This is a genomic window from Rickettsia canadensis str. McKiel, assembly GCF_000014345.1.
In the GTDB taxonomy this organism is placed as follows: Bacteria; Pseudomonadota; Alphaproteobacteria; order Rickettsiales; family Rickettsiaceae; genus Rickettsia; species Rickettsia canadensis.
Genome location: NC_009879.1, coordinates 737,569 through 749,597, shown reverse-complemented (window position 1 = coordinate 749,597; position 12,029 = coordinate 737,569). Strand labels below are relative to the sequence as shown.

Below are 12,029 nucleotides of genomic sequence, written 5' to 3'. Positions count from 1 at the left end.
TATTATTTTTTTATGGATTGCCACACAATCAAAGATTGCTCCCAATGACGCTGTATAACAAAAATTCACCTCTTAGCTTATAATTTATTACTTCCCATAATATTATAACCGCAATCTACATAATGAATTTCACCGGTAACACCTTTAGATAAATTACTAAATAAATATATTGCTGCTCCTCCTACATCTTCTTGAGTAGTATTACGTTTTAACGGTGTGGTTGCAGCGTGAGATTTAAGCATAGTACTAAAATTACCTATTGCACTAGATGCTAAAGTTTTGATAGGGCCTGCCGAAATAGCATTTACTCTAATGTTGTTTTCTCCCATATCGTTTGCTAGATATTTTACACTAGCCTCAAGTGCAGCTTTAGAAATCCCCATTATATTATAATTAGGTATAACTTTTTCAGCACCATAGTAAGTTAAGGTCACAATGCTCCCGCCGTCATCCATTAAAGGTTCTGCTGCCCTTGAGAGTTCTAAAAGAGAGTAACATGATATATGTAAAGAATTATGAAAATTTTCTAAGCTAGTATCAACATAACGTCCATTTAATGCATTTTTATCAGCAAAAGCCATTCCGTGAAGTAAGAAATCGAAACTACCCCATTTCTCTTTTATATCATCAAATAAATTACTAATTGATTTTGGATTTGTAACATCAAGTTTGCTAACAAAATTACAGCCTATTTCTTCAGCGAGTGGTTTCACTCGTTTTTCTAGTACTTCCGATTGATAAGTAAACCATAGCTCTGCCTCATGTTTTTTAGCAAGCTGTGCAATTGCCCATGATATTGACATATTATTTGCAATACCTGTAATTAAGCCTTTTTTCCCGTGTAGTAACCCTGTAGTCATTTATTTACCATTATATTAAAAACTTGCTGAAATAATAGCATGATGTATTATTTTGTAAATAAATTTTACTTATTTAAAATAATAAAATAAATGTATAGATCTAAAATTATTTGCTTTTTATTTGGGATGTTCAGCGGTTTAGTTTTTGCTCCGACTTTCTTTTTACCAGCATTATTAACGTTATCTTATCTATGTTACATAGTGCAAAAATCTGAAAATTGGCAAGAAGCGGCAAAATTTGGTTATTTATTCGGTTTTGGGCATTTTTTAAGTGGAATATATTGGATAAGTATCGGTGTTAGCGTTTATATTGCAGATTTTTGGTGGGCAATTCCTTTTGCTTTATTTGGACTACCTATAGTTTTAGCTTTCTTTATATCGGCAAGTTGTACGCTTAGTTTTTTCGCTAAAAATAATAAATATTACCAATTTATATTCTGTTTATGTTGGGTATTATTTGAGTGGGTAAGGTCATGGATTTTTACAGGTCTTCCTTGGAATTTGATCGGTTATGCTTTTTCATTTTCGGATATTTTAATACAGCCTTTAAGTATAATAGGGATATATGGGTTTAGTTTTATAGTTATATATATTGCCACTTCCGCTTATCCTTTATTTAGCAAGCAATTTACTCAGTTAAAAATATTATTAGCTAGTTCAGTCGTAATATTAACCGTAATTGTCATTTATGGAGCAGCAAGGCTAAGTAATAATCCTACAAATTTCACTGATATAAAAGTGCGATTAGTACAGCCTTCAATCGCTCAAACAGCAAAATGGAATGAAGAAGAATGTTGGCATAATTTAATGCTACATATTAATTTATCAAAAAATTCAGAACCTACTGATTTAATTATTTGGTCTGAAGCAGCGTTAGTAGTGCCATTTGATGTACCGCAAGTTAAATCAGAATTATTAAAAATGTTAAATTCAACAGATGCTATTTTGATAACGGGAGGGATCGCAGATAATAAAAAACAAGGTGATGAGTTTGAACTTTACTCAGCTATGTATGCTCTTGCTAAAAACGGTCATAAATTATTTGAATACCATAAATCACATTTAGTACCTTTCGGTGAATATATGCCATTAAAAAAAATATTACCGTTTAAAAAATTAACTCATGGTTTAATCGATTATAAAGAAGGCAACGGTGGTCTTGTTTATCTTAATAAATACAATCTCAAAATTAAACCCCTGATTTGTTATGAATCAATTTTTTCTGATTTTGTTCGGACGAATAATGAAATTGCGGATGTGATAATTAATGTTACAAATGATGCATGGTATGGTAAATCAAGTGGTCCATATCAGCACTTTTATATTAGTAGAAGTAGAGCCGTAGAAAACGGTTTACCTATGATTAGAGTAGCTAATAACGGTATTTCAGCTATAGTAGATTCTTTTGGTAGAACAATAAAAAAACTAAATCTAAATGAAATAAATTATATCCAAGGTTTAATTCCTAAAAAACTAACCTCTCCTACTATATTCTCACAATTCGGTAATTTTACTATTCTATTACTCATCGTTTTTATACTTTTAATTAATTATTTATTAGCTTTGATTCTCGATAAATAAATGGTTTTAGCATTAATAATCAAAACTTATGGTTAAAATGAAATGATTCATTCAATAAAACCTCTAGCTAGACAAACTAGCAAGTGTACGTTTAACAGAACAACGCCTTGCTGTAGGTATTAGCCAAAAGGAATTTAGGGTAAGCTTTAGACATTAGTGCTCTCCCAGTTAAAAAATATGAAGAAGGTTGAAGTAATATACCTATTAAGTAGGTTATATGTTTCTGCACAAGTTTTAAGTATACCTTTAAAATATTTCTTTAATAGTTCTGAAGAAGAAAAGTTAAAAACTGACGATAAAAATACTTCTAATAATAAAATTGAATATCTATGCAAAGAAATAGAAAGTGATTTTTTAAATAAGTATTGCTAAAGAAGAAGTGCAATATTTATAAAGAATTATCAAGAACTATAGAAAGAGAATTTTTATTATTAACTAGAGCATTGACTAGAGTACAAAATCCCAATATTAGAAAAATAATAATTGAATTTGTTAGATCAGTATCGATACCTTGTAAATTAATATTTTATTGACTTAACATTACCAAAGTATTATTAATGTTTAGTAAATTCTGAAACCATTAACAATCTATAATATTGAAGGAAGCTTATGAGTAAAAGTAAGGATATTGAAAATAACGGTATTAGTAATACAAATAGTCCAAATGGGAAATATATGTCTCCAAGACCGGAAGGAGTAAAACCTAGTTGTGTAGTTATTACTTATTCTGTCAGTGATAATGTTAATTCTACTCTTGAAATACTACAAACACGAGGTGCAAGTGTTCATTACATAACTGATAAGAATGGGATGCAATATCAATATCATAATGATTTAACAGATCAAGCTTTTTATGCGGGTAAGAGTAGTTGGAAAGGAGAAGTAGGTGTTAATAAGTTTGGTATTGGGAATATGCTTATTAATGATGCAAAAAGCGATTTTCCTGAAGAGCAAATAGAGCAATTATGCAAATTTCTTGAGGATATAAAAGTAAGATATCCGGATTTAGATTTAAAACATGATTTAGTCGGTCTTGGTGAAGTTACAGAAAGACATGTTGCTCCCGGTAAATTTTTTCCATGGCAAGAGTTAGCAAAAAAAGGTTTTGGTCAATATATTGAGACTACTGAAGAACAGAGAAGTAAAGTAGTAGTAAAGCAAGGGGACGAAGGTCCAAGAGTAGTGGCTTTACAAGAAGCATTAAAAAACTATGGTTATGGGATAGAATTAAATGGAGAATTTAATCAAGAAACTACTCATTTTACTTCAATGTTTAATACACGTTATGGTACTGGTTTAACAGGTGAAGAACCACCAGTAAGCTGGACTGAAGCAAGTCAAGATGTTCTATCGCAATTACTAGGGCAAACGGTATTAGAACAAACAGAAAATGCATAGTTTTAGGAATAAATTTCTTTTTCATTACGCAAGTCTTATTTTATGGTTCTTGAAAAGTGATTAATTTTATTCCTGTAATGGGTTTACTTGTGTGGATCAGTTGTTCAGTGTTATCCTAGCTATAATTTGATCGGCTTTGTTGCATGGCTACCAAATCGTCATGGGCTAAGCGACTGCAAGGAGTGTAGCAATCCAGAAAAATAATTTAAAAAATTCTAAAGGTTAACATTGTGTACTGGATTGCTTCGTCAAAACTTACAATTTTTCTCGTAATGACGATTTTCGAGCTGTGTAACAACACTCTATGAAAGAGTGAATGACATCAAATTTATACAACAAAGCATCTTCATGATGGTAAAGTATTTTCAAGAGTTGTGTAAAACAAATCCACTTTTTTAGGCATACCATTTATTGGTTATTGACATAATCTTAAAATGGTACTTTAAATACAAAATTAAGTTAGAGCTTTCTTGACTAGCTTCTAATCATAGGAAGATAGGTTCTTTATCTTTACTTTATATTTCTATAGTTAAAAATATTTATGATATCTTTAAAGATTAATAGTTTAATACAAAATTGGCGTTGATGTAATTCGTTCTTTACGCTTATAGGTTTGCTATATGCAAATTTGAATTTTGATTATTAAATTATAATTTATGATAGGATATTAAATGTTTATCTCTAATATTTGCCAAAAAATTTCTTCTTTTCTTTTTGCTTTATTTATCACAGCTGCAGTTTATGCAGATCACAAAAAAGTGGCAGTTATTGTTTCGCTTGAACATACTGCAATGACACAAATAGTATTAAGAATTAAAGAGGTGCTAAAAGACATAGATACAGAAATTATAGTTTAAAATGCTCATGCCGATTCTAATATTTTGCTTGCCGTGACAAAGCAAATAAAAGATCAAAATATTGATGTAATAATCACAATCGGTACGATAGCTAGCCAAACTGTAATTGCTCATATTAAAAGGACAAACCGATTGTTTGTACTGCTGCTATGATTGATAATAAAAGCTACCTTTAGTTACTGGTATTACCGATGAAATAAAAATCATTGATACAATTAATAAGTTGTCTTTCTTACAGAATATCGTTAATTTATAGTAGTAGCGCAAAAGTGATACCTGCAGTGGAAGAATTGAAATTATACTCAGAAAAGAATAATGTTGAATTGCATCTTACAATGATACAAAATTTAAATGATATGCCGGTAGCTGTAAAAAATGCTCTAGAAAATATGCAGAGTTTTATAATTTTAAAAGATCATTTAAATATTTAAAAGCAAAAAGTATTTAAACGTCGTATTTCGATAATTGCTTCCAATGCAGGATCCGTAGGGACGACTATTACTGTCGGAGTGTAAGAAAAGCAAATAGGCGTAGAAGTAGGTTTAATGGTGAAAAAGATCTTGCAGTGAGTAAAACCGAAAAATATCCCTTTTGGAATTATGGAAAGATTTAACTTTATTTATTAATTTGCAATCTTTGTAACAATAAGAAATTTTTACTAAAGAAAATCTCTCAGTACTTTCTGTTGTTCATAAAGAAATTACAGAGTTAATATATGAGTATTATTATTACTGTTCTTAAATAACTCTTAATAAGGTTGTCGCTTATTTTAGGGATGTAATATAATCGGATTATAAAAATGATCAATCTTACCGTAGACGGTACTTATTATGTACTTGGTGTAGCGGTGTTTACTCGCACTATGTCGTTTGGATTATTTCCTGCATTAATATTTGCCTTAATAGCAGACGGAATTATTGGTAGTATAGTTAGTGTATGCAGCAGAATACCGGCATTAATGGGCTTATAGCTGGTATACTATACTTGCAAGTTTTAATGCTTTATTCCGTTAACTTGCAAATTATGCAGCATCCTAAATATTTTTAATTTTTGCAGATTAATGATTAATATTTAAACTATTTATGAGATTTTGGATAAAACAAAACAAGAAGTAAACAGATTAGAAGACCGATATTTAAGAGTAGATTATACTCTGTCATAGAAATACTGAAGATTTTGATTGCGGGTTTAGTGCAGGAAGTAATCGGCTGGGAGTAGAAAATTTGTTTGATATGCTGGATCGATAGACCTTTTGGGATACGGATCATTGATGAGCAAAGGGCGCTGGGTTGTATGATTCCTCGTTCTACGAAGCTATGATATGTTGATAATATGCAGGAACTAAGCATAGTTAAGAAAATGAATATTAAAGTGTATTTGCTTAGTTCTCTAATGATTAGAGCAGTTAAACAAATTTTGATTAGTATTAGATATGGGAATCTTTCATAAACGCATAAAGGGCAGGGGGTGTAATGGAATATATATTCAGCAATATAAGCAGTAGCAAGTACTATTACGGAAGTGGCAATTAGCCCTAAATGTAGCACTTTATAACTATCTTTTCTGATGTAATTTATAGTTGTATTAATAAACATGGGTTTTAAAAGTTTTAATTGGATAGCCTCTATGTCATTTTTATGCTTTTAATGTCATTTCCGTGAAGGTGGAAAGCCAGAGTCATTAAAAAGTATAAACACATTTAATTTTTAAAATATAATACAAAATTCTTCAAAATCGTACAAAATTCAAGTGATATTTTACAAATAAATAAATTTAGTATATTGTCACTGATTATTAATTAAAGTGCAAGAAAAATAAAATGTTGGAAATTTGGGAAGATGCTATTCAGTCAAACGCTTGGCCTTTTGTTGAAGCTAAAAAGATATTAGACAGTTTAAACGGTAAAACTCCTGAAAAAGGTTATATATTATTTGAAACGGGTTACGGTCCTTCAGGTTTACCTCATATAGGTACTTTTGGTGAGAATGCCCGTATGGTAATGGTGCAGAAAGCGTTTGAACAATTGTCAAGCATTCCGACTAAATTAATCTGTTTTTCCGATGATATGGACGGACTGCGTAAAGTACCAAGTAATATCCCAAATTCTGAAATGCTAGCACAGTATATGGATATGCCGCTGACCTCTATTCTTGATCCGTTTGGTGAATATGAAAGTTACGGGGCTTATATGAATGCGAAGCTTCGCTCATTTCTTGATAAATTTGGCTTTGAGTATGAATTTTATAGCAGTACTAAGTGTTATAAAGCGGGTATGTTTGATGAGATGCTACTAAAGGTGCTTGAAAAATATGATGAAATAATGGAGTTGATGCTACCGACTTTTAGAGAAGAGCGTAAAGCTACTTATTCGCCTTTTATGCCTATTTGCCCGAAAACAGGTAAAGTACTACAAGTACCTATAGAGAAATGGGATGCTAAGCGAGGTACCGTAACATATAAAGATGAGGACAATAATTATATAGAAGTACCGGTAACAGGAGGGCATTGTAAATTGCAATGGAAACCAGATTTTGGTATGCGTTGGGCCGCTCTTAAAGTCGATTACGAAATGTATGGTAAAGATCATTTAGCAAATGCTCGTCTTTATTCAGAAATTTGTCGTATCCTAGGAGGCAAACCTCCGGTGCAGCTATGTTATGAGTTATTCTTAGATGAGAATGGTGAAAAAATCTCGAAATCAAAAGGTAATAGTATTAGTGTTGATGATTGGCTTAAATATGCTCCTGTTGAAAGTATGGCATTATTTATGTACCAAAATCCAACTAGAGCTAAACGTTTGTTTTTTGATGTAATTCCTCAAAATGTCGATGCATATATTACTTTTAATCAGAAATATCATTTGGAAGAGGATCGGGCAAAGCGTTTTGCAAATCCCGTGTATCACATTCATCATGGACATGTTCCAAAAATTGAGACTTTTGGCATTACATATTCATTACTTTTAAATCTTACTTCCGTGTGTAATCCTTCAGATAAATCAGTACTTTGGGGATTTATTAGCAAATATGCACCTAAAGCAACACCAAATACTACTACTTATCTTGACCGCTTAGCAGAATTTGCTATAAGATATTATGATGACTTTATTAAAGCACATAAATCATATTACACCCCTTCTGAAAAGCATAAGGTTATTTTACGGGATATATTAGATATGTTATCTAGTATATCTGAAGAAACAGAAGGTGAAGTAATACAAAAATCAATATATGATATTGGAATGAAAGCAGGGTACGAAAATTTGCGTGATTACTTCAAGGATCTATATCAAATATTGCTTGGGCAAAACGAAGGTCCAAGACTTGGGACTTTTATAAAGCTTTATGGTATAAAAGAAATGAAGAAGCTGATTGAACGGAAGTTATAGGGTTTTTATGTCATTCCCGCAAAAGCGGGAATGACATATAGAACACTGGTATGACAACGAAAACAAATGAATGAAATTTTTTGTAGTACGTTACCTATTTTTTTAATTATACTGCTTGGTAGTATAATTAAAAATAAATGGTTAACTTCAGAAGAATTTTGGCGTGGTATTGAAAAATTATCATATTTTGTACTATTTCCTGCTATGCTTTTTAATTACGTATCTACTGCCGACTTAAGTGTTGCCTCCATAATTAAGTTAGTAGTGGCTCTTATTATATCCACTATTCTTGTATCACTCGGTCTTATAATTTACCAAAAAAAATATAACATAGATAAAGTCCAATTTACTTCCATTTTTCAAGGTTCGATTCGTTATAATAGCTACATTTTTTTTGGAGTGAGTAGTCCATTACTTGGTTTTAGTGGGCTTTCCGTTGTTGCCGTTATTTCTTCTTATATGATTATTTTTACCAATATTTTATCGGTAATGATTTTTGCTTATTATATACCTAATAAATCTGTTACTAATACTATTAGAACTAGTTTTGTTTTAATGATGAAATTAATTGTGCGTAATCCGTTAATTATCGCAAGTTTAGTAGGATTTATTTTTAATTACTCAAATCTTGAATTACATTTGGGGCTGAAGAAAACGTTAGATAGCTTATCTAATGCCGCTTTAGCTATTGGTATGTTAAATGTTGGGGCAGGGCTTAATTTTACTATTAGACAAGAGCTTTTACATAATGTACTGTTTACAAGTTTTATTAAATTAGTTGCATTTCCTCTAGTTAGTGTAATAGTACTATGGTTAATGTCAATTGATGGACTAGATAGATCGGTAGGAATATTATATAGTTGTCTTCCATGTGCAAGTACCGCATATGTTTTATCACGTCAGCTTGATGGTGATCCTGATTCTATGGCGGCGATTATAACATTTACTACTTTTTTCTCGGTGATTACTATATCAATTATTATGTATATAATAGGGTCAAGAATGTAGTAATGTTGTCCAGCGACTTTGAGCACGTGTTCTTAGGACATAATCCTAAGATACTGCGATCAAGACGCAGTATGACACAAGAATAACAATAAAATAGGAATTTCTAAAATGGATGAAATGAATAAAATAAATTATGCTGAAGCACTTGAGTATCATAAAAAAGATAAACCTGGTAAGATCGCTATTTCTACAACAAAGTCTTTAGTTACTCAGCAAGATTTATCACTTGCTTATTCACCTGGTGTTGCTGCTCCTTGCCTTGAAATTGCTAAAAATCTAGAGGAAGTATATAAATATACTGCTCGTGGTAATTTAGTGGCTGTGATCTCTAACGGTACTGCCGTACTCGGACTTGGTAATTTAGGAGCGGCTGCTTCAAAACCCGTGATGGAAGGCAAAGCTGTATTATTCAAAAAATTTGCCGATATTGATGCAATTGATTTAGAGATTAATACTGAAGAACCTGAAGAATTTATTAATGCTGTGAAATATCTTGGTTATAGTTTCGGTGGTATCAACCTTGAAGATATTAAAGCTCCAGAGTGTTTTATTATAGAAGAAAGGTTAAAGTCTTTAATGGATATACCGGTATTGCATGATGATCAGCACGGAACGGCAATTATTACTGCAGCAGGCCTAATAAATGCTGCGTATCTTACTAATCGTAAGCTTGAAGATCTAAAAATTATAGTTAACGGAGCAGGTGCTGCGGCTATTGCTTGCATTGATTTATTAATTGCTCTTGGAGCCGATAAATCAAAGATTATTTTATGTGATACTAAAGGTGTTATTTATAAAGGACGTACTCAAGGTATGAATAAATGGAAAGAGCTATATGCAAGCGATACTAAGTTTAGAACTTTAGAGGAAAGCTTAAATAACTCAGACGTATTTATAGGGTTATCGGTAAAAGGGGCGGTAACTAAAGAGATGGTTAGCAAAATGGCAAATAATCCGATTATTTTTGCTATGGCTAACCCTGATCCGGAAATTACTCCAGAAGAGATAAAGTTTGTGCGGGATGATGCGATTATAGCAACAGGGCGATCTGATTATAATAATCAGATTAACAATGTTATGGGATTTCCTTATATTTTTAGAGGAGCGTTAGATGTAAGAGCTAAGACTATTAATACGGAAATGAAAATAGCTGCTGCTAAAGCTATAGCAGAACTTGCTCGTAAGCCTGTACCTGAAGAGGTATATAAAGCTTACTCAGGGAAGATGGTTTTTGGTAAAGAGTATATTATTCCCGTACCGTTTGATCCTCGTTTAATGACCGTAGTAGCAGCGGCGGTTGCTGTTGCTGCAATAGAAAGTGGTGTGGCTAGAATTAAAGATTTTAATATTGGTAAATATAAAAAAGAATTAGGTAGTAGATTTAACCCTACTGCTCACTATATAAATTTTTTATCTGAAAAAATTCATAATGCACCACTTAAAAGGATTGTTTTTGCTGAAGGGGAAGAAGAGGAAGTAATTTCTGCCGCTCTTATGATGCGAGATGAGAAATATGGTCATCCTGTTATAATTGGCCGTGCTGAGCGAATTGAAGCTACACTAAAAAAGCTAGGTCAAGATATTAGTTTAGACGGAATTCAAATAATGAATGCGGCTCTGAGCGATAGTCTGGAGAAATATACTGATTATTTATATAAAAGGTTACAACGTAGGGGATATTTGTATCACGATTGTGCGAAGTTAGTTAAAACAAATAAGAATATTTTTGCTGGTTGTATGGTGGCATGTGGTGATGGTGACGCTCTTTTAACTGGTGTTACGAAAAGTTATATCGATAGTTTAGAAGATATTATGCAAGTTATTTCACCAAAACCTAATCGTAGAATATTAGGCTATTCAATTATGATTGCTAAAGACAATAATATTATTATTGCTGATAATTGTATTACAGAATATCCCAGTAGTTGGGAATTGGCACAAATAACAACCCAAATGGCAGAAATTGCTAAAAATATGGGTATTACTCCAAGAGTCGCACTTCTTTCTTTTTCAACATTTGGCAATTCTTCTAAAGAAAAAACTGATCGTATACGTGAAGCCATAAATATACTTGATAATTTTAGTGAAGAGAAAAAAGAGCTTAACGGCATGAAAATAGATTTTGAATATGACGGTGAGATGTCGGTTAAAGTGGCTTTAGATAGTGAGTTACGTAAATTATATAAATTTTGTAGATTATCGGGAACTGCGAATGTATTAATTATGCCCAGTTTAAATTCTGCTGCTATTTCTACTGAATTATTACAAGAATTTTCATCAAATAGCTTTATAGGTCCTATAACAAACGGGTTTGAAAAACCCGTTCAAATACTTCAAGCTACAGCAACAGCTAATGAGATACTAAAAATAGCTACTTTTGCTTGTGTTGAGGCTATAAAAGAGGTTTAACTCTTTATTATAAGTATAAAATTTTGTAAGAGGTCAAATATATAGTAGTATTAATAGTGCTTCAGATAGAGAAATTGATAATAAAAATAAACCTTAACTCCTACAAAAGGAGAACCGACAGCTGTAGATTTATAGCAACAAGGAGCATTAGCAGCGGTAAAACTTATCTCCCACATCCACCTAATTCCAAAGACTATAACAAAAGAGGCAGAAGATATTGGTAAACAAATGCATTCAAGATGGGATAAGCATAGAGAAGAACTAGCAAAAGCTTTAAAAGGTACAAAGAAAAAAATAGAGTCTATAAGCAGAGGAGTATAATTATTATCCTAGGGTTTTAAAAAGGTTATATTTTTTTCAAGAATTCATGGGCTCTTTAAATATGTCATTTCTACATGCCATATAAAGAGAGCATTTACCGATCCATGCAATAAAGTTGAGCTTGTAGTGGGATTTAAAAATACTAAAATTATTAGTACCTTCGGTTGTTTTTTGTGTATACCGTGGTCAAGCAGCTAGATGATACTG

The 12,029-nt window shown here is 31.8% G+C and carries 8 protein-coding genes and 2 pseudogenes; 8 read left to right on the top strand and 2 right to left on the bottom strand.

What is annotated here, in order from left to right:
- Positions 1–77: 77 nt before the first annotated feature.
- A complete protein-coding gene (gene fabI, locus A1E_RS03245; protein WP_012148853.1) occupies positions 78–860 on the bottom strand; it encodes an enoyl-ACP reductase FabI in 783 nt (260 codons plus the stop codon).
- Positions 861–950: 90 nt separating this feature from the next.
- Between fabI and lnt the strand changes: the two genes are divergently transcribed.
- From lnt to A1E_RS05680, 5 genes and pseudogenes are all read left to right on the top strand, one after another.
- Complete coding sequence (gene lnt / locus A1E_RS03240) at positions 951–2,441, top strand: apolipoprotein N-acyltransferase (RefSeq protein ID WP_012148852.1); 1,491 nt, start codon at positions 951–953, stop codon at positions 2,439–2,441.
- Between the two features lie 177 nt (positions 2,442–2,618).
- Complete coding sequence (locus A1E_RS06885) at positions 2,619–2,813, top strand: hypothetical protein (RefSeq protein WP_012148851.1); 195 nt, start codon at positions 2,619–2,621, stop codon at positions 2,811–2,813.
- Between the two features lie 237 nt (positions 2,814–3,050).
- Entirely contained in the window at positions 3,051–3,839 is a 789-nt protein-coding gene (locus A1E_RS03230; protein WP_012148850.1) for an N-acetylmuramoyl-L-alanine amidase, read from the top strand.
- 671 nt (positions 3,840–4,510) lie between these two features.
- Positions 4,511–5,437: pseudogene (locus A1E_RS03225) on the top strand (ABC transporter substrate binding protein).
- Between the two features lie 34 nt (positions 5,438–5,471).
- A pseudogene (locus tag A1E_RS05680) lies at positions 5,472–5,731 on the top strand (ABC transporter permease); the annotation flags it as partial.
- A 41-nt stretch (positions 5,732–5,772) separates the two neighbouring features.
- Here A1E_RS05680 and A1E_RS05675 read toward each other — a convergent pair.
- Complete coding sequence (locus tag A1E_RS05675; protein ID WP_012148848.1) at positions 5,773–6,291, bottom strand: disulfide bond formation protein B; 519 nt, start codon at positions 6,289–6,291, stop codon at positions 5,773–5,775.
- A gap of 224 nt (positions 6,292–6,515) precedes the next feature.
- On the opposite strand from A1E_RS05675, the gene A1E_RS03215 reads away from it, so the two are divergent.
- The 3 genes from A1E_RS03215 to A1E_RS03205 all read left to right on the top strand — a co-directional run bounded on the left by A1E_RS03215 (position 6,516) and on the right by A1E_RS03205 (position 11,501).
- Positions 6,516–8,084, top strand: coding sequence for a lysine--tRNA ligase (locus tag A1E_RS03215; protein WP_012148847.1), 1,569 nt, complete (start codon positions 6,516–6,518; stop codon positions 8,082–8,084).
- Between the two features lie 66 nt (positions 8,085–8,150).
- Positions 8,151–9,092 carry an AEC family transporter gene (locus A1E_RS03210; RefSeq protein WP_012148846.1) on the top strand — a complete coding sequence of 314 codons (942 nt, stop codon included), beginning with the start codon at positions 8,151–8,153 and terminating at the stop codon, positions 9,090–9,092.
- A 108-nt stretch (positions 9,093–9,200) separates the two neighbouring features.
- Positions 9,201–11,501, top strand: coding sequence for an NADP-dependent malic enzyme (locus tag A1E_RS03205; RefSeq protein WP_012148845.1), 2,301 nt, complete (start codon positions 9,201–9,203; stop codon positions 11,499–11,501).
- Positions 11,502–12,029: the final 528 nt, after the last annotated feature.

What these genes read in the sequence shown, in the direction of transcription:
- fabI (WP_012148853.1), bottom strand. Translation starts at nt 860, where the DNA reads ATGACTACAGGGTTACTACACGGGAAAAAAGGCTTAATTACAGGTATT.
- lnt (WP_012148852.1), top strand. Translation starts at nt 951, where the DNA reads ATGTATAGATCTAAAATTATTTGCTTTTTATTTGGGATGTTCAGCGGT.
- A1E_RS06885 (WP_012148851.1), top strand. Translation starts at nt 2,619, where the DNA reads ATGAAGAAGGTTGAAGTAATATACCTATTAAGTAGGTTATATGTTTCT.
- A1E_RS03230 (WP_012148850.1), top strand. Translation starts at nt 3,051, where the DNA reads ATGAGTAAAAGTAAGGATATTGAAAATAACGGTATTAGTAATACAAAT.
- A1E_RS05675 (WP_012148848.1), bottom strand. Translation starts at nt 6,291, where the DNA reads ATGTTTATTAATACAACTATAAATTACATCAGAAAAGATAGTTATAAA.
- A1E_RS03215 (WP_012148847.1), top strand. Translation starts at nt 6,516, where the DNA reads ATGTTGGAAATTTGGGAAGATGCTATTCAGTCAAACGCTTGGCCTTTT.
- A1E_RS03210 (WP_012148846.1), top strand. Translation starts at nt 8,151, where the DNA reads ATGAATGAAATTTTTTGTAGTACGTTACCTATTTTTTTAATTATACTG.
- A1E_RS03205 (WP_012148845.1), top strand. Translation starts at nt 9,201, where the DNA reads ATGGATGAAATGAATAAAATAAATTATGCTGAAGCACTTGAGTATCAT.